At 44.1% G+C, this 25,275-nt stretch carries 23 protein-coding genes; 11 read left to right on the top strand and 12 right to left on the bottom strand.

All coding sequences use genetic code 11. The features are described 5' to 3' along the window. Window positions 1-65 precede the first annotated feature (65 nt). From L3V35_RS18095 to L3V35_RS18085, 3 genes are all read right to left on the bottom strand, one after another. Complete coding sequence (locus tag L3V35_RS18095) at window positions 66-680, bottom strand: LysE family translocator (protein WP_029221972.1); 615 nt, start codon at window positions 678-680, stop codon at window positions 66-68. 127 nt (window positions 681-807) lie between these two features. Then, window positions 808-1,728, bottom strand: a complete 921-nt coding sequence (locus L3V35_RS18090) for a LysR family transcriptional regulator (RefSeq protein WP_237300401.1) — start codon at window positions 1,726-1,728, stop codon at window positions 808-810. Next, a complete protein-coding gene (locus L3V35_RS18085) occupies window positions 1,722-2,183 on the bottom strand; it encodes an Lrp/AsnC family transcriptional regulator (protein WP_017082486.1) in 462 nt (153 codons plus the stop codon). The genes L3V35_RS18090 and L3V35_RS18085 overlap by 7 nt, the downstream gene beginning before the upstream one ends. A gap of 256 nt (window positions 2,184-2,439) precedes the next feature. Between L3V35_RS18085 and yjeH the strand changes: the two genes are divergently transcribed. After that, window positions 2,440-3,708, top strand: coding sequence for an L-methionine/branched-chain amino acid transporter (yjeH, locus tag L3V35_RS18080; protein ID WP_065205869.1), 1,269 nt, complete (start codon window positions 2,440-2,442; stop codon window positions 3,706-3,708). Window positions 3,709-3,754: 46 nt separating this feature from the next. Here the strand turns inward: yjeH and L3V35_RS18075 are convergent, their stop codons facing one another. Then, the gene (locus L3V35_RS18075; RefSeq protein ID WP_237300400.1) at window positions 3,755-5,212 is read right to left on the bottom strand and encodes a PLP-dependent aminotransferase family protein; all 1,458 of its coding nucleotides are present in this window, start codon (window positions 5,210-5,212) and stop codon (window positions 3,755-3,757) included. A gap of 90 nt (window positions 5,213-5,302) precedes the next feature. Here L3V35_RS18075 and L3V35_RS18070 point away from each other — a divergent pair, with 90 nt between their 5' ends. Then, entirely contained in the window at window positions 5,303-5,962 is a 660-nt protein-coding gene (locus tag L3V35_RS18070) for a pyridoxamine 5'-phosphate oxidase family protein (protein WP_237300399.1), read from the top strand. 82 nt (window positions 5,963-6,044) lie between these two features. After that, window positions 6,045-7,001, top strand: a complete 957-nt coding sequence (locus tag L3V35_RS18065; protein ID WP_237300398.1) for an urea transporter — start codon at window positions 6,045-6,047, stop codon at window positions 6,999-7,001. A 9-nt stretch (window positions 7,002-7,010) separates the two neighbouring features. On the opposite strand, the gene L3V35_RS18060 is transcribed toward L3V35_RS18065, so the two are convergent. After that, window positions 7,011-8,018 carry an AraC family transcriptional regulator gene (locus L3V35_RS18060; protein ID WP_237300397.1) on the bottom strand — a complete coding sequence of 336 codons (1,008 nt, stop codon included), beginning with the start codon at window positions 8,016-8,018 and terminating at the stop codon, window positions 7,011-7,013. 133 nt (window positions 8,019-8,151) lie between these two features. Here L3V35_RS18060 and L3V35_RS18055 point away from each other — a divergent pair, with 133 nt between their 5' ends. From L3V35_RS18055 to L3V35_RS18035, 5 genes are all read left to right on the top strand, one after another. Next, a complete protein-coding gene (locus tag L3V35_RS18055; RefSeq protein WP_108208668.1) occupies window positions 8,152-8,502 on the top strand; it encodes an MFS transporter in 351 nt (116 codons plus the stop codon). Continuing rightward, window positions 8,496-9,719 (top strand): HlyD family secretion protein, encoded by a 1,224-nt coding sequence (locus L3V35_RS18050; RefSeq protein ID WP_237300396.1) that lies wholly within the window; start codon window positions 8,496-8,498, stop codon window positions 9,717-9,719. Before L3V35_RS18055 ends, L3V35_RS18050 begins: the two co-directional genes overlap by 7 nt. A gap of 719 nt (window positions 9,720-10,438) precedes the next feature. Next, a complete protein-coding gene (gene codB / locus L3V35_RS18045) occupies window positions 10,439-11,677 on the top strand; it encodes a cytosine permease (RefSeq protein WP_237300395.1) in 1,239 nt (412 codons plus the stop codon). 9 nt (window positions 11,678-11,686) lie between these two features. Further along, complete coding sequence (locus tag L3V35_RS18040; protein ID WP_017079618.1) at window positions 11,687-12,964, top strand: cytosine deaminase; 1,278 nt, start codon at window positions 11,687-11,689, stop codon at window positions 12,962-12,964. Between the two features lie 360 nt (window positions 12,965-13,324). Beyond that, the gene (locus L3V35_RS18035; protein ID WP_004730009.1) at window positions 13,325-13,537 is read left to right on the top strand and encodes a cold-shock protein; all 213 of its coding nucleotides are present in this window, start codon (window positions 13,325-13,327) and stop codon (window positions 13,535-13,537) included. A 7-nt stretch (window positions 13,538-13,544) separates the two neighbouring features. On the opposite strand, the gene L3V35_RS25475 is transcribed toward L3V35_RS18035, so the two are convergent. Continuing rightward, window positions 13,545-13,673: a hypothetical protein gene (locus L3V35_RS25475; protein WP_267136161.1), complete on the bottom strand. Its 129-nt coding sequence runs from the start codon at window positions 13,671-13,673 to the stop codon at window positions 13,545-13,547. Window positions 13,674-13,921: 248 nt separating this feature from the next. On the opposite strand from L3V35_RS25475, the gene L3V35_RS18030 reads away from it, so the two are divergent. Next, on the top strand, window positions 13,922-14,938 hold the full coding sequence (locus tag L3V35_RS18030) for a GGDEF domain-containing protein (protein WP_237300394.1): 1,017 nt from the start codon (window positions 13,922-13,924) through the stop codon (window positions 14,936-14,938). Between the two features lie 186 nt (window positions 14,939-15,124). Here the strand turns inward: L3V35_RS18030 and L3V35_RS18025 are convergent, their stop codons facing one another. Then, the gene (locus L3V35_RS18025; RefSeq protein ID WP_114635585.1) at window positions 15,125-15,721 is read right to left on the bottom strand and encodes a hypothetical protein; all 597 of its coding nucleotides are present in this window, start codon (window positions 15,719-15,721) and stop codon (window positions 15,125-15,127) included. 169 nt (window positions 15,722-15,890) lie between these two features. Here L3V35_RS18025 and L3V35_RS18020 point away from each other — a divergent pair, with 169 nt between their 5' ends. Continuing rightward, the gene (locus L3V35_RS18020) at window positions 15,891-17,420 is read left to right on the top strand and encodes a DUF3612 domain-containing protein (RefSeq protein WP_017085410.1); all 1,530 of its coding nucleotides are present in this window, start codon (window positions 15,891-15,893) and stop codon (window positions 17,418-17,420) included. Window positions 17,421-17,982: 562 nt separating this feature from the next. Here L3V35_RS18020 and L3V35_RS18015 read toward each other — a convergent pair. Then, window positions 17,983-19,566 carry a DEAD/DEAH box helicase gene (locus L3V35_RS18015; protein ID WP_054543020.1) on the bottom strand — a complete coding sequence of 528 codons (1,584 nt, stop codon included), beginning with the start codon at window positions 19,564-19,566 and terminating at the stop codon, window positions 17,983-17,985. Between the two features lie 164 nt (window positions 19,567-19,730). Then, entirely contained in the window at window positions 19,731-21,086 is a 1,356-nt protein-coding gene (locus L3V35_RS18010; RefSeq protein ID WP_237300393.1) for a diguanylate cyclase, read from the bottom strand. Between the two features lie 283 nt (window positions 21,087-21,369). Here L3V35_RS18010 and L3V35_RS18005 point away from each other — a divergent pair, with 283 nt between their 5' ends. Continuing rightward, window positions 21,370-22,518: a DUF3541 domain-containing protein gene (locus L3V35_RS18005; RefSeq protein WP_171310736.1), complete on the top strand. Its 1,149-nt coding sequence runs from the start codon at window positions 21,370-21,372 to the stop codon at window positions 22,516-22,518. Window positions 22,519-22,649: 131 nt separating this feature from the next. Here L3V35_RS18005 and L3V35_RS18000 read toward each other — a convergent pair whose 3' ends face one another. Genes L3V35_RS18000 through L3V35_RS17990 form a run of 3 tightly spaced genes read right to left on the bottom strand, consistent with a single transcriptional unit; the run spans window position 22,650 to window position 25,221 of the window. Then, a complete protein-coding gene (locus L3V35_RS18000; protein WP_171316512.1) occupies window positions 22,650-23,261 on the bottom strand; it encodes a class I SAM-dependent methyltransferase in 612 nt (203 codons plus the stop codon). Then, complete coding sequence (locus L3V35_RS17995) at window positions 23,261-24,514, bottom strand: HAMP domain-containing sensor histidine kinase (RefSeq protein ID WP_237300392.1); 1,254 nt, start codon at window positions 24,512-24,514, stop codon at window positions 23,261-23,263. Before L3V35_RS17995 ends, L3V35_RS18000 begins: the two co-directional genes overlap by 1 nt. Then, window positions 24,511-25,221, bottom strand: coding sequence for a response regulator transcription factor (locus L3V35_RS17990; protein WP_065206266.1), 711 nt, complete (start codon window positions 25,219-25,221; stop codon window positions 24,511-24,513). The genes L3V35_RS17995 and L3V35_RS17990 overlap by 4 nt, the downstream gene beginning before the upstream one ends. Window positions 25,222-25,275: the final 54 nt, after the last annotated feature.

Genomic DNA, 25,275 nt, shown 5'->3' with positions numbered 1-25,275 from the left:
GAAACAAAAACGGCTCATAAGATAATATCTTGTGAGCCGTTTTAGATCTTAAGGTCTAGTGATGACTAAATCATCCACACCACACGCACAGCAAGCAGAATCAACACCACACCAGATAGTCGATCAATCAACTGAGCTTTAGAGCGAATACGTTCAACAATCAAAGGGCTAGACAACACCAAGGTGATAAATGTGTACCATAAACCGTCTACAAGTAGCGGTGTTGATACGATAATCACTTGATTGGTCAGTTCATTACCTAACGCAACAAATTGGCTAAACAGAGCGATGAAGAACAGCGCGATTTTCGGGCTCAAGATAGAGATCAAGAAAGCCTCGCGAGCAGACTGCATGTAACTCATCTGTTCACCCGCTTCCAATTTTGCGGCAACACCACCTTTCGAACGCAACGCATTCACGCCGAGATAAAGCAGATACGCTGCACCCGCTAAACTAATGGCTTTGAACAACATGGGGGATTGCTCAAGTACAACGGCTAAACCAACAATGGTTGCGAACGCATAAATACCGATGCCTACGGCGTGAGACCAAGCTGCGATAAGCCCGTTCATGCGGCCACCAGCCAGACTGTGTTTTGCAATCATAGCCAAGCTTGGGCCCGGAGACATTGCACCCAACAAGCAAATCGCTAATAAAGAAAACCAAATTGTTACTGTCATCATTCCATTCCTAGTAAAACAAAGCGTCCTAGCTGAACCCTCTTTGCTTAATATTCAATACTTAGCACTTACCATAATTCGCAGAAGGTATTATTTGAAATCAAAGATTATCATTACACCTATGATTTCAAGTCATACTGATATTATAACTCGACTTCTGCATAGCTTGGAATGCCTTTTCTCTCGCCCATTTGTGGGCAGAATCGTTGTCATACTTGGGGTGCCACATTAACCAATAGGTGTGCATTTCCGTATCAAATGGCAAAGAAAAATAGGCAGTATCGAGGTGCCGACCTAGGTTATAGGCGATATGTTCAGGCACGATCATCAGATAGTCGTCTTGCATTAATACAGTTCCAGCGGATGAAAAGAACGGAACCTGCAGAGCCACTCTTCGTTTAAGTCCTTTTTTCTTCAATGCTATGTCCGCGTAGCTGTCTTTATCTCCGCCACCCGTCACTTTGATGTGAGAATAGTTGACGATATCTTCTGCACTCAAAGCCGATTGGTGGGCTAATGGGTGCGACTTGCGCATCAAACACACCGATTTATCTTCACCAAGCTTAATGCTTGATACATGTTCTGGCTTTGTGGGAAACATACTGGAAGCCAAATGAATACCCGACTCGTTCAGAGCTTCAAGGTAGTTTGGCTGCCACAAGCGGAAAGCCAAATTAATGTTCGGGGCTTCGGCGGACACCTCTGCAACAATAACAGGAAGAATATACTGAGCCACATAGTCACTCGAAGACAATACCAGTTCACCCTGCCAGTCTTTCGGTTCAAAGGGTTTATCGTCTAAAAGGTGGTCGAACTCTCCAAGCAAGTCATCGAGTTTACCTTTGAGCAACAAAGCACGGTTAGTCGGAACCAGTTTGTTACCATCACGAACCAGCAAAGGATCACCACATAGATCTCTAAGCTGAGCCAGTTGACGGCTCACCGCCGACTGCGTGATGTGCAAACGCTGAGCTGTTCGACTGACATGACACTCTTCAAGAAGCACATGCAGAGAGCGCAGTAGGTTTAAGTTGATATTGCCTAACATGAATGCACCGTCGCATTCTGTTTGTTAAAAAACTCCGTCAAGACAGTATGAGTCATGAGGTGTCGAAGCTCTGGATAGCTTTGCAGCCGATCGCGGATTTGATTCAAACGGTCCATGCTTTCAACTTCAACATAAAGCATCATGTCAGTCTCACCGCTAATAGAGTGGCACCATTGCACCTCATCAATACTCTGGATTCGTGTCGCGTAAGACTCACAACTATGGTCGCTGCTCGACATGTCGAACTTCAACAAGATGTAAGCGCACACATTCTTCGTTTGATTGGGCTCTGCCACTTGAGCACAATAACCCGTAATCACTTTGTCGCTTTCCAGTTTCTTGATTCTGGCATTCACCGCCGAACGCGAGAGACTGACATCTCGGGCGATATCGCTCACTGAGCATCGTGCATTGGTTTTGAGAATATCCAAAATTTGGCGATCAAATTTATCCATGCTTCTGATTCTTTCCATTTATTGTTCTATTTATAACGCCTAATTTGACACAACTTTCCTACTTATAACAGCCATTATGACAGCCGACACTTTCACGCTTAATCAAGTTAAAACCGTTAAATTGACGGTGTCTTAAGACGTTTCGCTAGCTGTATTATTGATGTCGACAATGTATGCTCTCATTCATAGCATCACCCATACATCAGAAGACAGGCACAATAAGGCCGATATGATAAGCCAATAGCTAGGAGAGCGAATGACACAACTCAAACAAGAAATCACGCTTATTTCAGGAATCGGACAACTCTCGACTACCTTGCTAGGCACTGGATTATTTATGATCCCTGCGATCGCAGCAGGCATTGCAGGACAGTTGTCACTGCTCGCGTGGTTAATCCTGTTTATCGCTATTTGCCCGATTGCACTAACCTTTGCCGCATTAGGAAAACGCTACCCCAATGCAGGTGGCACGGCCTATTTTGTTCGCAAGGCGTTCAGTGAGCGATTAGAAACCAGCGTGGCTTGGTTGTTTGTGAGTGTTATTCCTGTCGGTATTCCGGCTGCCATTGCATTGGCTGGAGGTTTTGCACAACAACTATTGCCAGCGCCACTCGACACACCACTTGGCGCTCAGTCCTTTACCGTCGCTCTGCTTATTGCTGTCAATTTGATGGGCAGTAAGTCTTCTGGCCGCTTACAAACGGTGATCGCCTTGTCGATTTTTGCCTTGGTTAGCGCCTTTGTTTGGAAAGCCGACATCACTGCAGCGGACATCGCAGTTCCGACCATGACGTCTGATTCGATGTGGTCGATTGGCGCAGCCTTAGCGGTGATGTTTTGGTGCTTTGTCGGGATAGAAGCCTTTGCTCACATGGGAGAAGAATTTAAAAATCCACAGCGTGACTTTCCCATCGCAATCATTGCAGGGTGTTTCGTTGCGGGCATAGTGTACTGGGCTTGCTCGGTGGTTATTATCAAGCTAGGCGCTTATGGTTCACCTGAATTTGATGCTGCATCCATCCCGTGGGTAACAGAACAACTGTTTGGTAATGGCTTCAAAACCGTCATCAGTGTGCTTGGTTTCTTTGCTTGTTTTGCTAGCCTAAACCTTTACACACAAAGCTTGTCTCGTATGATTTGGGCTCAGGCTCGCCAACACACTCCTACGAGTAGAATGGCTCAACTCAATAGCCGTGGCGTACCACTTTACCCAACCTTAGCAATTGGCTTTGTCGCGCTTATCTCTTGTGTGATTGGTGAGTTGTCTAATCTCGATCTCGAATTCTTTCTTAAACTCGCCAACGGTATTTTCGTTCTGGTTTATCTGCTTGCAATGTTAGCGGCTTGCCGATTACTGACTGGCGCATCTAGATACACCGCCATGCTCTCATTGGTCATCTGTACTTTAGTGTTTATCTGTTTAAGCTGGTCGATGCTCTATGCCGTGACTATTTTTGTGACATTGTCACTCCCTTGGCGTAAGTGGCTAGGTAAAGGTAAAACCGTTTCTGTCGACAAGTTATAACTCGATTAATGATGAATCGACAAACTGTAAGCATGCCCTACCAATATTACTGATAAAAAAGCCGAGCGATCTGTGTGATCTTCGGCTTTATCTCAGCCAAACGGATATTTCCAAATCCCAACACCGCCCCATTCCAATCACGAGCATCACTTGATCCATATTCATAAAAGTCAAAAGGACGAATGATGATATTTTCAAGCCCTGCTCTACGGCTCCACTCATGTTCAGATATGCCTTGATACCACTTCACGGTCACATGTAGCCCTGCCGCTTGGCTAATCACTTCAAGATCGCCATGAAACTCACTTTTAATCGCTTCTATCATGGCTTCATGCTTGAGTTTGTATGAACGACGCATCTTTCTAATATGACGCAGTAAATCGCCTTCGCGAACAAAATCCGCCAAAGCTTCTTGTGTATGAGACGCCGTGTCTCCAGTGAGCGCATCTTTAATCTCAAGACACTTCGCCACCAAACTTTCAGGCACCACTAAGTAACCTAGTCGCAGGCCATTGAACATCACCTTGCTCAGGGAACCGACATAGATGATTCGATCATCGAATCCTAATTTTCCCGCTAAGCCTTGCATGCAGGTATAAGGGCGATGAGCAAACTGGAACTCACTGTCGTAGTCATCTTCAATGATCCATGACTGATGTTTATTAGCCCAATCGATCAACTTGAGGCGTTGTTCAGTATTGAGGGTCGTGCCCATTGGGTATTGGTTACTCGGCGTAACATAGAGAGCCTTAGCATTACTGGACAACACTTTTTCAATATCTAACCCAACCTTTTCACGCACACTCACACCATCTAGCTCTAGCCTCAACAGATCAATAATTTTATGCACTTGTCGATAGCCCGGCTCTTCCACAAGGATTTTGTCGCCCATCGCTAACGTCGCCATTAATCCGATTGAGATGGCTTGCTGCGCACCAGCGGTGATGATGATTCTGTCAGCACTACAATTGACCGAGCGACTACTCGCAAGATACCCGCTCAATGCCCCCCTCAAGGCCAAGCTTCCCTGAACCTCTTGATTGCCCGCGATGTTCTGCCGCGTAGAGTGACGTTGCAGCAGCCTCTGCCATTTCGCAAAAGGGAATGCATCTAAATCAGGAACTCCAGGGGCAAAGCTGCGGTTAATGTCGTTAGGTGTCGCTATGTTTGCCATCGGTTGACTTATTACGTGCTTAACCGGTGCATCCTGAACACTGTTTGGCTGAGACAAACTTAGGAAGTGCTCTGGCTGTTCAACCGAGACATAAAAACCTGAACCTTGCTTGCTCTCGATATAACCTTCGGTGACCAGTTGTTCGTACGCGTAGATCACCGTATTTCGACTCACCGATAACTCAACGGCCAACTTACGTGTTGAAGGTAACTTACTGCCCTTACTCCATAAATCGTGAACGATCTTCTCTCTGATCGCGTGAAACAAGGCGGTTTGACGCGTGTCGTGTTGTTCGTCCAACTGTAGGTCGCCGACATCAATAGGCTGCATAACTGGATCCAAATAGTGTTTAAAAGTGGCTCTATTTAATAGACCAGTTAATCGCTACATTAATCAAAAGGCAATGATTAAGGAGCGATTATGTTATCTAACACGAAAAGAACCACGATTAAAAAAGGGGCTCACAAAGCCGTATTTGAACAAGAGAAACTTCATCAGATCATAGATGAGAGCTTAATCGCACACATTGCATTGCTGGGCGAACAAGGGCCAATGGTTATCCCAATGCTCGCGTGGCGAGTCGATGACATGGTCTACATTCATGGGGCTAAAAACAGTCGCTTGTTGAAAGGCTTAAAAAAGGGAGACCCAACCTGCTTAACGTTCACTCTGTTCGATGGTTGGGTGTTAGCCCGTTCGGCATTTCACCACAGTGCGCATTATCGTTCTGCTGTGGTATTGGGGTCATTTTCAGTCATCGATGACAATCGAGAAAAGGATCGCTTGTTGAATATCTTTATTGAGCAAATCGCGCCGGGCAGAACCGATGAAGTCAGGCTCAGTAATGAAAAAGAGCTCACCGCAACCGAGCTATTGGCGATACCTTTAACGGAAGCCTCCGTGAAGATTGGTAAACATGGCGTGAATGATGATAAAACTGATATGGATATCCCAGTATGGGCTGGCGTATTACCTTATCGAACGATCGTAGGGCCATTAGAAACGGTTCCAGAGCAAGAAGGCATCATTGAAACACCAGATTACCAACAAGCCTATGGTGAGCGCTGGTATCAGAATTGATACACAAAGATGGTCAACTTAATAAAATTGTATACAATCTGAATCACAAAAATTTAACATGACAAAATAATGTAATCAGACGATGAGAACGAATAAGGATATTCAACCATTTAAAGGCTTGCTCAATGGCATTGGGCAAGTCTATTTCACACCGTCTGTTATGACGTCGCTTCTGCTATTGCTTGCCATTTCTATTGAGTCACTGGCGCTGGCTTTTCTTACCTTACTTGGCGCCAGTTGCAGCTATGCATTAGCCTTCTGTTGCTATATGTACGCCAACACCAACACCAACACCAACACCAACACCAACACCAACACCAACAAGGCAGCTTACGATATTGGTAGTGGTATGTATGCGTTAAATGGGGCTTTAATTGGTTTATTTATCGGTAACTTTTTTGGTGTCACACCATTATTGGTTCTAGTGGCTGTAGTAGGCGCACTACTCACAGTCCCCATTGCCCACATCGTATTCAGATTTAAAAAATACCGCGGTTACACTAACGCCTTTATCCTCACCTCTTGGCTGATTTATGCTATCCAATCAACCTTGGATCTATCGGCATTTTCTGCACCTGATTCCGCACTGATGCCACTAATCAGTATTGAAGCTAACTCGTGGTTCAACCTACCGCCAGTGGTTATCCCATTATTAAAAGGGATAAGCCAAGTCAGCTTCATCGAAAATGCGTTGTCGGGGCTCGTTATCTTAATCGCCATCGCACTTAACAACCTAAAGCATGCCATTTGGGTTGTGCTAGCAGTAATAATGAGCACCATTTTTAGTAAGATGATCGGTGCTTCTCACGAACTGGTTGCCCAAGGTCTTTACGGGTACAACGCCATTCTTGCCACTCTAGCACTTGTGCTCTATCCGCGGATCCCTTGGCCGTTAATCCTATTAGGTATGCTGTTAAGCTGTGTCATCACATTCAGTTTTCATGAACTGTCACTGCTACCACTCACCGCCCCTTTCATTTTGAGCACTTGGGTCGTGGTTTACTTATCTGGCCTAACGCAAGAAACGAAGGCAAGTTAGGCAACATAGTTACAGTCCGGTTTTTAAGCGCTCCACATATTGCTTGGGCGTCAAACCTCGATGTTTCTTAAACATCCGATTAAAGCTCGCAACGTTGGTATAACCTAACCTCGTCGCGACTTCTTCCACTGGCACTGAATACACCAAGAGCTCTACAGCCACGTTGCTTAACGCATAACCCATAATTGTTGAGAAATTAACGCCAGCTTTATGCAATTTTCGCTGGAACTGCTGTTCAGATAAGCCGAGTAGACTGGAAACTTTATGCAGCGTTGGCAGGCCGAAATGGCGGCTGTAATTGATCATCTCGTAGGTCACCTTGTGCTCGTCCTCTGCGTCGGGCATGTTGAGATAGTTATCCAAGTCATGAAAATTCATCGCCAGATTTGTTTTACTATTCGATGGTGATTGATTGATGGATAACCTCGACTCACTAGGGATCCAAACTTCAGTGCGCGGCTGCCCCCACTGAATCGTGCAACCGAAATACTCTTGGTAAAGATCGACGTTATCTCGGTGGCCCGCAATTGATACCGCAACGGGTTTAAAATCATCACCCAAATATCGACGTAAAATCTTCATAATGAAAATTGCGACTCTTATCGAGTCATGCACTTTACCCGTTTCCGAGTACGCAGGGTTGTCGTAGCACCATTTAATCATTGTCCCTACCTGTGCACCATATAAGAAAGCACCCGACTGCAAACAATGAAGTCCGATGTTGACTCTACGGATCGTCGAAGCAAGATCATGCCCAGAAAAAAACCAATTAGTTAACGGGCCTAACCTTTCAATATCAACTCGATCAGCCAATTTCAAAATGATATCCGGATCATTGGTTTGTAATTCCAACAAGCCAAACCATTTGTCGACTTCACTAACTGGAATAAGGTTCATTGAATTATTAAATACAGACTTCGGAATACCCAAACTGTCCGCATTAACCATAGGATTCGTCACGACGTGCCGATAGATTCCCAAAATCCCTAACGCTCTTAAGAAGTTACAATTACTCACTAATGGCAGTCCTTTATAAATCCAATGACAGATCAAATCATATAAATAGCATTATCGAAGTAATTAGTAAATTTACAACTTGTAAATCCTACACCCATCACACTCGGTGCATCATTTAACTTAGGGTTTATCAATGAGTTTAGTAAGTGTCCCATTTGTCGGAACCGGCGCCGATACCGCTCTACACGTAGTAGCAGGCGTTGTATTGATCGCAACTATCGCTGCTGCATGTTACGGATTCTGGCGTGTGCATGAATTACCAATCAATAAAGCTCACAGTAAAGAGCACCAACAACTCGGCTTAATCACCGCATTAACTTGGATTGGTTTTATCTGGCACTGGGTATGGGTACTCGCCGTCATCTTGGCCTTTGTTGATATGGAAAAAGCGATCATCAATCTGAGAGACACCTGGAAAGCGCCGACAAAGTCTGACGTTCAACCAGAACACAGTGATAAAAATGAGGAGAACCCAGCATGTTAGAAGGCTTAGCTATTTGGGCACTGTTCATTTACTTACTGAGATTGGTAGGTATGCCTTGGAACAAAGGCACCAAAGCGTTTGCTTACTTAGGTGGTACATCTTGGTTAATGTTCGTATGGGTTGGGTTAATCAACTTCACGCCGATGGATCTCTCGGGCGGTTCAGTTGTTCAATCTCCGCATATTCAATTACGTCCGGACTCAACAGCGGTCACAGGAAAAACCACCAAGGTTCACATCAGCCCAAACCAAGATGTGGTTGAAGGGCAACTTCTTTACGAAATTGATGACACCAGATATGTGATTGCGAGAGACAAAGCAAGCGTTCAACTTGAATCAACGGAAGTCGCTTTAGACACTGCTCGCCAAGAAGTCAGCATTGCTAAAATTAGCTATCAGTCGGCGCTTGAAGACATTAAAACTTCTATTGCACAGATAGAGTCAGCAAAGACGGACTTAGTACTGCAATCTAAGACTCTCGATCGTTACCAGAAACAAAATAGTGTCGTAGAACATACGATTACTGAAACTGACATCGACCAACAAACAGCGAAGGTAGACTTAGCGACTCACAATGTCACCACGCTGGAATCTCAACTCAGTAAAAAAGAAGTCGATGCCGAGAGCGCGAAATTAAACATCCACAAAGCTGAAACCAACGTTAGCAAGAAACAAACAGAGGTCGATTCTTCCAAGGCAACACTGGCGCAAGCACAATGGGACCTTAACAGCACCAAAGTAACAGCGCCGACCGATGGCTTTGTGACGAACTTTATCCTTCGTGAGGGTCAACGAGTCTCAATGATGCCTCGTATCCAGATGTATACCGAAGAAAAGTACGTGTTGATGCGAGTCAATCACCAAGCAATTCGTAATATTAAAGTGGGCCAGCCCGCAGAATTTGCTACTGCGGTATACCCAGGAAAAATATTCTCAGCAACCGTTGAAGGCATTGTTGAAGCAACAGGTGAAGCACAAGCTAGCTTATTAGGTATTGATGAACAGGTTCGTGTAACCACAGGTCGAAACCTTCAGAACAAGCATCACTTTGTTCGCTTAAAAATTGACGAAGCGGAAGACTACGATATTCCTGTCGGCTCTGTTGGACTAGCTTGGGTCAGCGGTGAGAAGCCAATTAGCTTTATGGCATTCCTAGACGTAATACGAGGAATCATCATTCGAATGAAGTCTCAGTTGTACTTCTTCTACTCCATCTAACACTTCTCTTAGATGCAACAATACAAAGCCCGTGAGATCTGAGATCGCACGGGCTTTTTGTTTATTTCACCATTAATTGCAAGAAGAACACCACAGAAGTCAAAAAATTAAGCAACATTCGGTAATCGCTTCACCAACCTTACCCTCACGTAATTACCACAAATTGCAAAACGCAATTGCAAAACGCAACAGAGTATTACAAAAACGCGAAATAAACGCTTAAATACGCACCAGATTGCTATAAAACACCCATTTTTCGTCGTTTTAAAAGTTGGCACACTAACTGCAATGTATATATTGACCCTTCTTAAGCCGAGGGTCACCTAGCCAACTGACGTTGTTAGTGAACCTTTGTTGTTCACGATATATATAGGCCAATTGCGAATATTGCGATTGGCCATTTTTTTGCCTGTCATTTAAGAAACATCGCCCGCCCAAGATACAGACACCCATTCATAAATATAATAATCAACATTCATAGCCAACTATGAACAACAGATACCTGATGCGTTATAGAAAACGTTTTCTATTTATTTTAATTAAAAAAACATAAAATATAACCTTATGTTTTATATTACTTTTAGTTCAACAACTGATGCTACACCGCCTTTATTGACAAAATTAGCATTGACTACGTAATTTATATCACCATAATGCGCACGTTTGCCTGCAATACGGCGACCGTTAAATTTAATTTTGATCATTTGCGGAGGTAAAAAATGGCTGCTGATAATAACTACAGTCTTGGGCCGGTTCCTACATCGGCTAGGAAAGGAGTCGCTTCACTCACCATGGTAATGCTTGGACTCACTTTCTTCTCTGCAAGTATGTGGACAGGTGGTTCACTCGGGACAGGTCTTTCATTCAACGATTTCTTCCTCGCCGTACTCATCGGTAACCTAATTCTCGGTATTTACACTTCTTTTCTTGGCTATATCGGCTCATCTACTGGCCTCTCTACTCACCTCCTTGCTCGTTTCTCTTTTGGTACTAAAGGCTCATGGCTTCCTTCGGCTTTACTTGGTGGTACACAAGTCGGTTGGTTTGGTGTGGGCGTGGCAATGTTTGCCATTCCAGTTCAGAAAGCCACGGGCATTGATACCAACACCTTGATTGTTGTATCAGGCTTGTTGATGACGGGTACGGTGTACTTCGGTATTAAAGCACTCATGGTCCTTTCAGCGATTGCGGTTCCTGCGATTGCAATTCTGGGTGGTTACTCAGTACTGACTGCGGTAGACAGTGTTGGCGGGCTAGAACAGCTACAACTGATTGAGCCGGAAACACCAATGGACTTCTCAATGGCGTTAGCAATGGTTGTCGGTTCATTCGTGAGTGCAGGTACGTTAACTGCCGATTTCGTTCGCTTTGGTAAAAAGCCAGCGAGCGCAGTGTTAATTACCATGGTCGCATTCTTCATCGGTAACTCACTGATGTTTATTTTTGGCGCGGCAGGTGCAGCAGCGACGGGTCTCTCTGACATTTCAGATGTGATGATTGCGCAAGGTCTTCTGCTTCCAGCCATCATCGTTCTAGGCTTGAACATCTGGACAACCAATGAAAACGCACTTTATGCGTCAGGTCTTGGTTTATCCAACATCACTGGCCGCTCAAGTACTACAATGTCTATCATCAACGGCATCGTGGGTACGATTTTCGCGCTTTGGCTGTACAACAACTTCGTCGGTTGGTTAACCTTCCTTTCGCTGGCAATTCCACCCATTGGTGGGGTAATCATCGCCGACTTCTTTGCGAACCGTAAACGTTACAAAGATTTTGCAAAAGCAGAGTTCCAAACCGTTAACTGGGCTGGCATTATCGCGGTAGCAACAGGCGTTGCCGCTGGTCACTTCCTTCCTGGCATCGTTCCTTTGAATGCCGTGTTTGGTGGTGCAACCAGTTACCTCGTGCTTAACCCTCTATTGAATAAAAACGCTCTGAAATCTCAGGCCGCTTAAGGACACACTATGACAACCTTATTAATCAAGAACGCGAAGCTTCAAGACCAAGACGGCTTGAAACAAATCCTGATTGAAAATGGTCAATTTTCTCGCATTCTCGATAATGACGCACCAATCAATCATCAAGGTGACATCCTTGATGCTGAAGGTGGCATTGCAGTTTCTCCTTTCTGTGAACCGCATATTCACCTAGATACGACGCAAACGGCTGGAGAACCTAACTGGAACATCTCTGGTACTTTGTTTGAAGGTATTGAGCGTTGGGCTGAGCGTAAAGAATTGTTATCAATCGAAGACGTAAAGTCTCGTGCGAAACAAACACTGAAATGGCAGATTGCTAACGGTGTTCAACACGTGCGTACTCACGTTGACGTATCTGATCCAACGTTAGTTGCGTTACGCGCGATGGTTGAAGTTCGTGAAGAGATGAAAGAGTGGGTCGACATCCAGATCGTTGCATTCCCTCAGGAAGGTATTCTTTCATACCCTAACGGCAAAGAGTTGCTTGAAGAAGCAGTGAAAATTGGTGCTGACGTTATTGGTGCTATCCCTCACTTCGAATTCACTCGTGAGTACGGTATTGAATCTCTGCACTATGCGTTTGAGCTTGCTCGCAAGTACGACTGTCTGATCGACGTTCACTGTGATGAAATCGATGACGAGCAATCTCGCTTTGTTGAAACACTGGCGGCCCTTGCTCATAAATTCGACATGGGTGATAAGGTAACGGCAAGCCATACGACAGCAATGGGTTCTTACAATGGTGCTTATGCATCTCGCCTATTCCGTCTATTAAAAATGTCTGGCATTAACTTCGTGGCAAACCCGTTAGTGAACATCCACTTACAAGGCCGTTTCGACGACTACCCGAAACGTCGTGGTGTGACTCGTGTTAAAGAGATGCTAGCGGCTAATATCAATGTATGTTTCGGCCATGATGATGTGTTTGACCCATGGTACCCGCTGGGTACAGCGAATATGCTTCAAGTTCTGCACATGGGACTGCACGTAACACAAGTTATGGGCTACGACCAAATTAACACCTCTCTTGATTTAATCAGCAAGAACTCAGCTCGTACATTGAACATCCAAGACAACTACGGTATTGAGGAAGGTAAGCCAGGAAGCCTGCTAATTCTTCCTGCTGACGATGGCTTTGATGCCGTGCGCCGCCAAGTACCAGTGCAGTACTCAATTCGCCACGGCAAGGTAATCGCAGAGACTCAACCAGCGAAAACAAAAATTAATTTAGATAAAACTGAAGATATCAACTTCAAACGATAATATCGTCTATACTAATGATGAAAAGGAGGCTTAGGCGTCCTTTTTACTTTGTCACGGCGTGTGATTTTATAAAACCATCAGCTATTTCAGGTGGTTTTGTTAACGAGCACAACATGACAAAAAAACTCGCTGATTTCTCAATCAATGAGTGTACAACCGGAAAGACTGTGTTAACATGCACTCGCTCTGTTAGCCGGAGTTATTTAAGTTAGATGAATAGTAAAAAATGACATGTAAAATCGTTACCCGTTTTTGTAAGTAGTTTTTCCTTATTTCTTAGCAACATTAAATAATTCAATTATCAGCGCATTGCAGTAATGCAATCAACAATTTAGAAAATTTATGAATAAGGGACAAATTATGTCTAACACAAATACTGGCACTGTAAAATGGTTTAACGAAGAGAAAGGTTTCGGTTTCATTTCTCAAGACAACGGCGGTGCTGACGTATTCGTACACTTCCGTGCAATCGCTTCAGAAGGTTTCAAAACTCTGAAAGAAGGCCAAAAGGTTTCTTTCGAAGTTGAAAACGGTCAAAAAGGCCTACAAGCAGCAAACGTTGTTGCTCAATAATTAGCTTTTAGCTAAAAAGAATTTTAAAGCGCTGATTTTTATCGGCGCTTTTTTGTATCTGCTCATCAATGTTTTCACCCTTTCCCTCTCTCGATTCAAATTTCTGCGTTACTTCTCCAATCGATTCTGAAATCACAGTTCTCTCCCAGACTAAGGTTTTAATAAAAAACTTAACCTATGTTCCATAGTGAATAACCAAAAATATGGTTAAAGAACAATCCATTAGACACCATTTATGAATACGCAATCGATATTCATAATAAAAATGAGTTATTTATCCAATCCTCATCGATTAATCATATAATTTTTAAAGCAAAGACCTGCGAAATCCGCTAACCTTGTCCACAAGTGGCTTGAGTTAGTTTGGTATCTGCAGTAAAAATAATGAAAAAAGACGAATTCCAGAAATCCACCGCTAATCTAAAAAAAGCGGTACCTCTTATGATGAAGAACAGAGTGTCTACCACACCTGCAAATTACGCACTTTGGTACACCTATGTCGATAATGCTATCCCACAGCTAACTAAAGACATGGATGGTGTTTTAGAACACTACGGCATTTGTCCTCCAGCCGTTGGTGAGCAGCTTTACAACAATTACGTTGCGAGCAAATCTGAAACCAATATCAACGATCTTCGCGCTAACCTAGAACTGTTAGTTTCTGAAGTTTCGAATTCAATGAATGATACTCTCACCGATACCTCCGCTTTTTCCGACATGATCGATAAAAGCTTCGAGGATTTGGCTCGTGTTGATAATGAAAGTCTATCGATCGACGAAGTCATGTCGTTGGTTCGTCAGTTGGTTTCTGAGTCTCGTCATATTCGTCACTCTACTCAGTTTTTAAACTCTCAGTTGAACTCTGCAACGTCAGAAATCACCAAGCTAAAAACCCAATTAGTAGAAGTGCAGAAAGATGCGCTCTTTGACAGTACAACGACACTCTATAACCGACGCTCTCTAGATCGTGATTTGGAAACATTATGCGAAGCCAAACAGTCACTATGTCTCATCCTTCTCGATATAGACCATTTTAAAAATTTCAATGACACCTATGGCCACTTGTTTGGCGATATGGTTCTTAAAGGGATAGCTCGCAAGCTGAAGCTAAGTTGTCGTGAGGGTATTTCTGCGTATCGATTTGGTGGTGAAGAGTTCGCACTCATCGTGCCAAACAAGTCTTTGCGTATTGCTCGTCAGCTCGCAGATACTAATCGACGCTCTCTAGAAAAGCTGTCTATTAAAGATCGTCGCAGTGGTCAACAAGTCGGTAGTATCACCGCATCGTTTGGTGTCGCTGAACTTGAGCCCGGTGAGTCGGCGCAATCACTGATCGAACGAGCTGATAAGTTACTTTACGAAGCGAAATCACTTGGCCGCAACCGAGTCATGCCTCTTTAAGGTTTCACAGCTGGTTCTGCTCAATGAGAAACCGTGAACGCGAATTGATACACATTTAAAAAATAACAAAAAGCCCCAAAGACTAACTAGTACATTAATCTTTGGGGCTTTTTCGTTGGCTATGTGTATCGGCTTAGTACTTACTGGGGTCAAACCCTCCAGCGTTCCAAACCTTATTTCATACGACTAAAGCTGGTAGCAATAATTCAGGCAGTAATCTTCACCACTCTTTGCTCTGAACTCTTTATCTTCGCTGCATGCCTTTGGTTTGCCCTTTGCATCACCTTGAATCAAGCTGATCCAGTGGCGCATTGCTGCAATGGTCTCTTCGCGCATTGTGGTGGTTGCTTCCACTGGCGATTGACCGAACGTGGTGCATGATTCTAACTGAATATCATCGATCTCTACCAATTCAATACACCCTGTCCCTTTATGACATCCAAACATCACTTCTAAGTGACTGCCACTGCCATCTCGGAACAAGATAGAGTCTGGGTCATTCTTCTCACCCATGTACGCTACAAACTGTTTAGGGTGCTTTAGGCCGCTGTGCTGGCCATCTTTAAAGTAAGCCATGATATGGCGGTAATCAACTACGTAGCTGGTTACGTCTTGATGTGAACCATTCTCTAGTGGGAACAGTCGATCAAGCAGCTGTTTTGCTTTCACTTGCTTCTCTATTTGCTGGTTGGCACTGATTGTCTCCACGGCAAAGACAGCTTCAGCGATAAATGGTTTTGATTGTTTTTGGATTTCTGTTTTATCGAATGTAAGCATATTCATAGTCTTTCCCTCTTGACTAGCCCGGTGACAACCACCGATTTCTACAGCAAAAATGTGTCCTAGAGCAATTATTCCAAACTAACGTTTAATTTATTTGTCATTTTGTGAATTGCTTAGTTTGTAGATTAGCGCTTTTTTACATACAATTTCACAACAAAAATTTTACAATGTGAATTTTACAAATATGGCCTTGTCAAAAAGTTTAGTTCGTCAGTCTCATTTCCTAGGTACGAAAATACGTAACCTAAGAAAACGTAACCATTTAACGATGGAAGATCTGTCTGCGCGTTGTATTCGAATCAACCCAGAATACGCACCTTCCGTTTCTTACCTTTCAATGATTGAACGTGGAAAGCGTGTGCCAAGCATCGACATGCTGGAAGTGATTGCGCAGGTTTTTCAGAAGACCCCAACGTGGTTCCTCGACGACGAATCAGAACAACAAGCCATTGCACCTGACAAAGGGAATCGTGGTGGGATAAGTGGCATGGCACTCGAGCCTAGCTTTCTTTTCTCCAACGACATCCTGCAGATTGCGATTCCTGAGATGCTGTCACAAACGGGGATCTCTGGCCGTCAGTTTGCGCACCTCTTGATTAGGGCACACCAAGAAAGCAACCAGAACCACTTCCCTGACCTTGAGCGCGCCGCAGAGGAGGTTGGCCTAAAACGTCTTAACCTCAGCGTAGAAGACCTTATAGACATCGCTAGAACGCTTGGTATTAATATCCGCTGGGTTACGCGCACGCCGCAAGACGTGGTTGACGAGCTAGGAATTAATGCCAAGCAACTGGTTACTTCATTCTTTGAGCCTCCCGGTACGATCTTTTTAAACGAAATTCTCAAAGAGTACCCCACTCGTCTGAAATACGATCTCTCGGTTTATATCGGCCATTGCATTCTGCATAGTAAAGAAGGCCTAAAGAGTGTGTTGTCGGTCGGTAACAACAACACATGGGATGACAACCAGGTTTCAGGCTCTTCACAGCTGAACTCTCAAGACATTCTGCAAGCGTGGCGAGACTTTGAATCCAGTTTCTTTGCAGGAGCACTTCTGTGCCCGAAAGTCCCGTTTAGACAGCTGCTAGACCGCACTGGTTACGAAATAGACGTTCATAAGAGAGCGGGGGTTTCCCCCTCTGTTGCGATGCGTAGAATGACGGTAGTATCGCCCTACCCTCACTGGCACTACTTTGATGCTTATGGGCCGGGGAAACTCAAGGCGGTATACCGCGGGAACGGGATTCCACTGCCTTGGGGGAATATGAGAACGGTCGCTGACCCATGTCAACATTGGGCTGTATTCCGTCGATTGTCAGAACCTCGGGCAGGTAGCTCAGCTCAGATCTCCATTTTAAATGTGGGAGATGAGCCAAGAATCTATTGCTGTGAATCCATCAATATGACGGATCCCGCGGGTAACAATCGCGTGTTGTGTGCTGGTATAGACTTAAACCCAGCGATTGATGCTCAAGGCGGTAATTCAAGAGATATAGCAGAGCAGCTTAAGGCGTCATGCGTCAACAATGGTGGCTCTGTGGTAATCCCGCGTAACATCAAGAAAGATCTCACGACAATAGCCAAGATTCTAAATATAAATTGGATTGAACGTGGGATTGAGACAGAGGCTAGGCTTATCTGCTCCAGAGGTGGAGAGTGCCCTCGCCAACCAAGCTGTTACTCGAAGTGTGGTGAGTAAAAAAGTAAAACCAACAAGTAGAACTCAAAATTCAGGCAAAAAAAAAACCAACCACAATAAAGGTGATTGGTCATATATTTTGTGTGAACAATATGGGTTCACTAACAACGTCAGTTGGCTAGGTGACCCTCGGCTTAAGAAGGGTCACCATTACTTATGCATCATACGTGCCAACTTTTAAAACACGTATTTACTAAGCATCTGAACACGTATTGGCCGTAAATCCCTGCTTGTTTTGCAAACTGGAATTGCAAATTGCAAAGAACCACAAAAACGCTAGTGATTATGTTGTTATTAATAAATCATTAACGAATCATTACCTTTCCTCTCAATAGCGTGTTTCTTCTTGATTCAGTAGTTTTTACAGCCAAGAAATCACTTCTAATTCGCAAAATAATACCCATAAAAAAACGCGAACATTGAAATTCAATATTCGCGCTTATTCGAGTTAAATTGCAGAAATTCGCTACGCTAATAAACGAGAACCTTTTAAAAAAAGTAATTCTCGTTACTGAAACGCTACAAAGCTACCTTATCAACCTTTCGGTCTACCAAAGAGCTACTATTTCTGAGGTGCAGGTTTAGAACGGCTTCTAGATGGTGAAGGCTTGTTACCTGTAGGCTTATTACCTGCTGGTTTGCTCGAGCCATTACCGCCACCGAAACCAGACTTCTTAGGTTTACCTGCACCAGCTGGCTTACCAGAACTATTCGTAGAAGGCTTGTTTGCCGCATTACCACGCTTATAGTTACTGCCATTATTTCTTAAAGATTTATCATCACCCGCAACTGTTGAGTTACTGTCAGAAGCTTTGTTGCCTGAATTAGGCTTGTTCGCATTAGGCTTACGCTTAGGAGCAGAACCTGAACCAGAGACATGACGCTTGTTCTTACCTGCTGGTTTGTGCCCGCGAGCATTCTCACCAGAACGTTGACCATCAGAGTGTTCACGTGTCTTTTTCGGCTTCTTAGGCTTAATCGGACGCGAATCCAAACGAGATTCAGGCAGTTTGTTTACAGGTGCAAAACCTTCAAGTTCACGGCGCTCAAGCACTTGCTGAATAAGACGCTCGATACCAAACAGTTCACCCACTTCATCAGCACAAACCAATGAAATTGCCTTACCCACTTCACCAGCACGGCCAGTACGACCAATACGGTGAACGTAGTCTTCTGATACGTTTGGAAGGTCGAAATTCACTACTTGAGGCAGTTGCGGAATATCGATACCACGCGCTGCAATATCTGTCGCCACTAATACTCGGACTTTACCCGTTTTGAAGTTCTCTAGGGCTTTAGTACGCGCGCCTTGGCTCTTGTTACCATGAATAGGAGCCGCTGAGATGCCTTGCTCGTCAAGGAAGTGTGAAAGCTTGTTTGCGCCATGTTTCGTTTTGCTAAACACAAGTACTTGTCGCCAATCATTATCTTTGATGAGCTTCGCTAGCATTGCGCTTTTTTTCTTTTTATCTACTGGGTAGATGCTTTGCTCAACGGTTGGTGCTGTTGAGTTCGCAGGGCTTACCGAGATTTCAACTGGGTTGTTTACTAAGCCTTTCGCCAAGCCACGAATATCATCAGAGAACGTCGCAGAGAACAGTAGGTTCTGGCGCTTCTTAGGTAGAAAAGCCAAGATCTTACGGATATCGCGAATGAAGCCCATGTCTAGCATGCGGTCAGCTTCATCTAGCACTAGAATTTCTAGTTGATCAAAACGCACAGCATTTTGGTTGTATAGGTCAAGTAGACGACCCGGTGTTGCTACCAGTACATCACTACCTTTACGCAGTTTTTGCATCTGAGGGTTAATTTTCACACCACCAAACACCACCGTAGAAGTAAGAGGTAAGTTAATACCGTACTTCACTACGCTGCCATTCACTTGCGCAGCAAGCTCACGGGTTGGTGTTAGCACTAGCGCACGTACTTGGTTCTGACGTACGCGAGGGCCTTTTGACAACATTTCAAGAATAGGTAGCGTGAAGCCTGCAGTTTTACCTGTACCTGTTTGAGCAGCGGCCATAACATCTTTGCCCGTTAGGACAGCAGGTACGGCTTTCTCTTGTATTGGTGATGGCTTATCGTAACCTTGTGCTTCAATAGCTTTAAGGATCGGTTCAGAAAGGCCCAGGGAGGTAAAACTCATAGATTATTTTCTCAGTTGAATAACATTTAGTATGAGCAACGCGCAGAAAGAAGTCGTTGCTACAGCTTTCGCTCATCAATTGGATTGATAAGGAGCAAAGCGCGGTATTCTGAGGCTTTTCCCCACATTCAGCAACTAAATTCTAATCACAGCTCCAATTCAACCTACATAACTTGTCGCTTCTGTTCGTACATTTTTTCATCAGCCGCTTTCAAGAGTGCATCGACATCATCGTAGTTATTGTTATGAATAACCCAACCGACACTAATTCGAAGATAAATTGAGTACGTCTCGTAGACCACTGGTGTCGTACATATCACCTTACGAAGTTTAGCCACAATCGACGATACATGTTGATCATCGATGATGCGTGGCAATAAGACTAAGAACTCATCCCCCCCTATCCTTGCCACGATGTCTGAACCGCGCAACTCACTCTTTATACGCTTGGCACATTCAACTAACACCTGATCGCCAGCTGCATGACCAAACGTGTCGTTGATCGCTTTAAACCCATCCAGATCGATATTGACAACCGCAAAGGTTCTCGCTCTCTGCTTTTGAGTGGTTTTAAATGCCTGCTTGAGGCTGTACATGAAGTATCGACGATTCGGTAACATCGTAAGCTCATCATGCATAGAACGGCTATCAGCAATTAGATACAGGCGATAAATAGTAATAAAGGCAATCGCTAGTACTAACATTATGGTGTAACCCACCAGCCTTACCGCTTGAACTCGATACCAAGGCACGTCCATCAATACATGCTCATTACCGGAGAGAGCAAGGTACCAACCACCGTAAGGAAAGCTCACCTGCTCGGTGGCAAACGCATTATCGAACACATCCTGGGTGCCATAAAAGACTGGGCCATCTTTACCCGAACTGTTGGCACCGCGAATCGCGAGTTCGTACTTGTTCTCGATTTTCCCAATTCCGACATCGTCAAACAGCTCATCTAAACCAATAACAGCACTGGATACACCCCAATAGTCTTGATTAAAAGGTGGGTCTCGAAAGATCGGAGTTCGCGTAATGAGGGCTTGACCACCTTGAAACAATTCAAAAGGCCCAGCAATAACAGTGTTGCCGAGATTACGGGCTATCTCAACAGACTCCCATTGGTTGGGATAATCGCGATAATTAATACCAAGAATCTGCTCATTGCCTTCCATTGGGTAAACAAAGTTTAGAATGTCGTCTTTGGCGAGTGCGATAAGTCGAATATGGAAGCCATCTTGAATAATATTCTCAGCAATCTTGTCCCAACTTTTCACCTCACCATCAGGGTTGATGGTCACTAAGGTAGAGAAATTGTTGAGGATATACATATCTGACACGATCGCGGCTTCGATCCGAGAACGAATAATGGATAATTGTTTTTTCCCCTCAGAATACGATTCATTCTTAAGAAAAGTTAATTGCTTGGCGTGAAAGAACTCAATCGCGCCTACTATCGCTAGGAAAAAAAGAAAAGATACTACTTTGGCAGACCACTGCTTGCTAGAACCACTTGGCATTTACGAACCTCTAACACTTTTGTTCTATATACTGCCTTATAACGGCTCATTTCTGGCTTATTGCTCCAGTATGCCGCTAAGTCACTAAAAATCTATACTAACGTCTACTATCTATCAAATATTGTGCCATTCATCACTTCAGGTCTGTTGGTTATACTAATTGCTTAATCAAAAAGGGTTAGTGAACCTTATAAAGCTTACATTGTATTGACTCAAACCTTACATTAAAGGATTCATCGATGTTATTTTACATAGACTATTAATCAGCTTGGTACCTCACGACATGAAGCTAAAAACGATTACACTGTGCACATTACTATCGGCCTCAGTTACGGTCGCTGTTCACGCACAAGAGAACGCTCTGGCGACAAATGTACCGAGTATTCAAATCCAAGCAGATTCTCTTAACTCTAATGAACAATCTTTCAAACAATCTGCAGACCTCATTCGTACGACCTACGAAAGCCAACTCTATACCCTGCCAGCCTTCAAAGAGGGTCACTATGGTTTGCGTATGTATCGCCAAACATTAGACGATAAATATTCTGCTGCGGTATGGAGTGACATGGCACGAGTGGCAAGTAAGCTCAGCACCCTGTCTAATGACGTTCATACCATGGAACAAATCGTACTCTACTCAGAGAAGCGCGTTACTTCTTATGTTGGCGATAACGATGAGCGCAGTGTTCGACGCTACAACATCACCAAGCACATGCCTGAATACCTTTATCTTGGTGTTGACCTCCTAGGCTCTATGGCTCGTGCTAATGAATACGGTTTAGAGCACAAGAACGATGCTAAGCTGCGCGAAATTATTCGTCGCTATGATTTCTCACGATACGTGACCAACGAAGACATGGTGAAAGCGTGGGCGGCTCAACTCGCCAATCAAGTCTACTGGCTGCGCCAATTAGGTGAACAAGATGTCGTTGATGAGTTCGTCGACACCTTCAAGAAAGCGTACCCAGACGATGAAGATAAGAAGCTTTCAAGTCAGCAATTTGGCAACAAACTCTACGGCATGACACACGTCATCTTTGGCGATTCCGAGTACTATCAGCATCAAGTGAGCGAGCAAGATCATCAATGGATCTACGATTACTTCAGAGAAAATATCGATACGATTCTGCTACGTGCGAAAGAAGATGTGATTGCTGAGGTTGGATTAACCTTCTTACTGGCAGGTTTAGAAGATGACCCAGTTGTCGAGAAAACTCGGCTCGCGATTCAAGCTTCTATCGATGAGAAACAAGGCATGATTCCTTCTATCACTGGTGATTTTGATCTTGAGTACGGTGAACACCGCAACGTGTTAGCAATCATGCTGCTCGATTGGCAGCAAGTGAATGAAGCGCCGACCTATGAAGGCAATCCTAAAGTGTTTACTAACATCCCTTACGGACTTATTAAAAACCAACCACCGAAGAACTAGCAGCATACCTAGCCTAGGTTGGTCATAGAACCCAAAAAGCCGCATACCTTTCAAGGCCTGCGGCTTTTTTAATTATTTCCACACCATCACTTCGATCTGGCTCAAGTTTAGGTTTAGGTTTAGGTTTAGGTTTAGGAGCAGACCTTGTTCATCACTATCATGAAATCCCCTTCTGCGTAGCCCTCTATTAAAGAGACATCATCACAGAGCGTTTTACAGAAACGATAGACACCTTGAGGGTGATAACTCATCAAGGTATTACGTGAAGGATATTGGCTTGAGTTGAGAAGATTAAAAATCACCGTCTGATTCGCCAACTCAAACATACGAGTAATCATGTTTGTCAGATAGTCAGGATCACGAGAGATGTAGTTCAGTGAACCACTAGCGATAACAATGTCATGCACCTCAAGTTTCATTTTGCTCATGTCACCCGACAAAAACTGACAACGATCTTCTGTGTAGTTCTGCTTAGCCTTTTTTAGAAAGCCTGCGTGTTGGTCAACGCCGGTGTAAGATTGAATACGATAGATGCTGTCGAGCAGTTCAAACAACTCGCCATAGCCACAACCCAAATCTAAAACACTCTTCTTTTCGAAGTCAGCCGAACGAGCGATCACTTCAAAGCGACACAATTGACTCTCTTCACTAGTCCAACCTAATGCTTTGGCTTGGTCGCCATTCGAGCGGTTAGTCTGCTTTCGGTGATACCAATACACCTTAAAACGATCACGCCAGTGCATTACGAGAAATCCACCCACACTTCACGGCCACCAGCCAGCTCTTGGTTATGGTACTGCCATTGATATTGCGCAAGCAGCTTTTCGGTGAGCTCTAACCCTAGACCAAAGCCCAAATGATTGTCTTCTACCGTGCCATCAGTGTTGTTGTTAACAATGGTGACTTTTGAACCCAATTGAACGATATCCACGGTACCGCTTCCTGTGTGCTGGAAAGCATTGCGAATCAAATTGGTCAGCACGATTCGGGTTAGTCCAGCTGGTAACTGGCATTGTGTGTCGTCGCTTTCAATATTCACAACCACCGCTTTACCATTCAATAGATAGGTTAAATCGTGGGTAATCTGTTGCGACAGTTCGCCAAGATGTACGTTTTCCGGAGGTAGGTCTTTGTCTTGTTGTCGGGTGAGCCACAACAACGTTTCTGTCAGGTCTGTCATGGTGAAACCCGCGCGCTTAATTCGGTCTATCACTTCAAGCTGCTTTTCTGGGCTCTTACCCTTTTGAATCAGCTTCTCTAGCAGTTCACTGTTGGTTCTTGTGACAGCAATAGGGGTACGTAATTCGTGGCTCGCATAGCCCAAGAACTTCTGTTCCCGCTCTAAGCTGTTTTGAACAGAGCTCAAGCTATCACGAATGATGTTAGCCAAGGTGTTCAGTTCACTGAAGTGAAAATCTGGTGTGGGTTCATTGAGGTTATCTTTGTCTAACGACTTAGCCCAGTTTTTTAGCTGTTCAACAGGCGATGCTACTTTACGTAATATCAAAACTAAAATCGCGAAAAACAGGACAATCGCGGCTAACGCAGTCAGGAAAATTGTCACAAAGTGAGGCAGTGCCTTGTCTTCTAAGAAATGGTCTTGTTTTTGGTTAAACACAGCAGAAACGTAACGCACTTCGGCTCCTTTCATCACTTTCATAACAAAGTAACCTTCTTTTGGCGGTGCAAAGATTGACTTACCAAGAACCTTTTTTGATATGACATTTAACTCAACGTTACTCTGCTCAATATGAGTTTGAATACCTTGTGGTAAATCGCTCCATTGCGTTGCAACCGTAAACTCTTGATTGGTCATAGGCTTGCCCGGTTTCACAACCTCTTGCTGAGCTTGAGCAATCATAGAGCCACGCATAGCGACATCCATACCTGAGATAAAGTAATTTATACTCAATGCTGATAGAACCAGAATCGTCGTTACGCCCGTAACCAAAATCGCCAGCAATACATAGATTCTTAAGCTTGGTCTAATCTTCATCCTTCTGGTTGCTCCTTAATCGCAAACCCTTTGCCCGCAATGGTATGAAGTAATTTGTTCTCTTGTTCAGCATCGACTTGTTTACGTAGATTGAAAATATGCACTTTTAAGCTATTACTGTCTGGTTGATCATCGCCCCACACGCCTTGCATGATCGTCTCTCGTGAAACAGGATTAGGACTAGATCGCATCAAAACTTCTAAGATTTTGAGCGCAGTTGGGGAAAGCTTGAGAGGTGAGTTCGCACGATATGCTTGATGTTGTTTAAGGTCGATCTCCAGATCACTCACCGATAAGCGGCTAACCTGACCACTGCGCCGCTTTGCCAATACTTGAGCTCGAACAATCAACTCTTCCATCGCAAATGGTTTGATCAAGTAGTCATCGGCACCTTTTGAAAAGCCTGTCAGCTTATCATCAAGCGTATCACGCGCCGTCAGCATCAATACTGGTGTGTCGATCCCCTGTGCCCGCAAGTTCTCACAAACCTGCAAGCCATTCATTTTAGGTAAATTGAGATCGAGAATTACTGCGTCATAGCGATTAGTTTCAATTAGATTGAGTCCAGCTAGACCATTTGCTGCATGATCACACTGGATGTCTTCTAAATCGAGGTAATCAATAACAGCAGTGGCCAAATCGAGGTCGTCTTCAACCAAAAGCAATTGAAGCTTATCTGTGAGTTTATTAGTGACGGATTCTGCCATCATGACGACCTCTATTTTAGTTATATTGTGGCTAGTAATGCGCAGTTCTGTAAT

Origin of the sequence: Vibrio sp. L5-1 (assembly GCF_021728315.1) — a bacterium.
Classification (GTDB): Bacteria; Pseudomonadota; Gammaproteobacteria; order Enterobacterales; family Vibrionaceae; genus Vibrio; species Vibrio splendidus_K.
This window is presented reverse-complemented; position numbering and strand designations above follow the sequence as displayed.

Coding starts and splice junctions, on each gene's coding strand:
- L3V35_RS18015 (WP_054543020.1), bottom strand. CDS start 19,566: ATGAGTTTTACCTCCCTGGGCCTTTCTGAACCGATCCTTAAAGCTATT.
- L3V35_RS17995 (WP_237300392.1), bottom strand. CDS start 24,514: ATGAAGATTAGACCAAGCTTAAGAATCTATGTATTGCTGGCGATTTTG.
- L3V35_RS18075 (WP_237300400.1), bottom strand. CDS start 5,212: ATGCAGCCTATTGATGTCGGCGACCTACAGTTGGACGAACAACACGAC.
- L3V35_RS18085 (WP_017082486.1), bottom strand. CDS start 2,183: ATGGATAAATTTGATCGCCAAATTTTGGATATTCTCAAAACCAATGCA.
- L3V35_RS18065 (WP_237300398.1), top strand. CDS start 6,045: ATGAGAACGAATAAGGATATTCAACCATTTAAAGGCTTGCTCAATGGC.
- L3V35_RS18040 (WP_017079618.1), top strand. CDS start 11,687: ATGACAACCTTATTAATCAAGAACGCGAAGCTTCAAGACCAAGACGGC.
- L3V35_RS18025 (WP_114635585.1), bottom strand. CDS start 15,721: ATGAATATGCTTACATTCGATAAAACAGAAATCCAAAAACAATCAAAA.
- codB (WP_237300395.1), top strand. CDS start 10,439: ATGGCTGCTGATAATAACTACAGTCTTGGGCCGGTTCCTACATCGGCT.
- L3V35_RS18000 (WP_171316512.1), bottom strand. CDS start 23,261: ATGCACTGGCGTGATCGTTTTAAGGTGTATTGGTATCACCGAAAGCAG.
- L3V35_RS18035 (WP_004730009.1), top strand. CDS start 13,325: ATGTCTAACACAAATACTGGCACTGTAAAATGGTTTAACGAAGAGAAA.
- L3V35_RS18005 (WP_171310736.1), top strand. CDS start 21,370: ATGAAGCTAAAAACGATTACACTGTGCACATTACTATCGGCCTCAGTT.
- L3V35_RS18090 (WP_237300401.1), bottom strand. CDS start 1,728: ATGTTAGGCAATATCAACTTAAACCTACTGCGCTCTCTGCATGTGCTT.
- L3V35_RS18070 (WP_237300399.1), top strand. CDS start 5,303: ATGTTATCTAACACGAAAAGAACCACGATTAAAAAAGGGGCTCACAAA.
- L3V35_RS18055 (WP_108208668.1), top strand. CDS start 8,152: ATGAGTTTAGTAAGTGTCCCATTTGTCGGAACCGGCGCCGATACCGCT.
- L3V35_RS17990 (WP_065206266.1), bottom strand. CDS start 25,221: ATGGCAGAATCCGTCACTAATAAACTCACAGATAAGCTTCAATTGCTT.
- yjeH (WP_065205869.1), top strand. CDS start 2,440: ATGACACAACTCAAACAAGAAATCACGCTTATTTCAGGAATCGGACAA.
- L3V35_RS18095 (WP_029221972.1), bottom strand. CDS start 680: ATGACAGTAACAATTTGGTTTTCTTTATTAGCGATTTGCTTGTTGGGT.
- L3V35_RS18030 (WP_237300394.1), top strand. CDS start 13,922: ATGAAAAAAGACGAATTCCAGAAATCCACCGCTAATCTAAAAAAAGCG.
- L3V35_RS18050 (WP_237300396.1), top strand. CDS start 8,496: ATGTTAGAAGGCTTAGCTATTTGGGCACTGTTCATTTACTTACTGAGA.
- L3V35_RS18010 (WP_237300393.1), bottom strand. CDS start 21,086: ATGCCAAGTGGTTCTAGCAAGCAGTGGTCTGCCAAAGTAGTATCTTTT.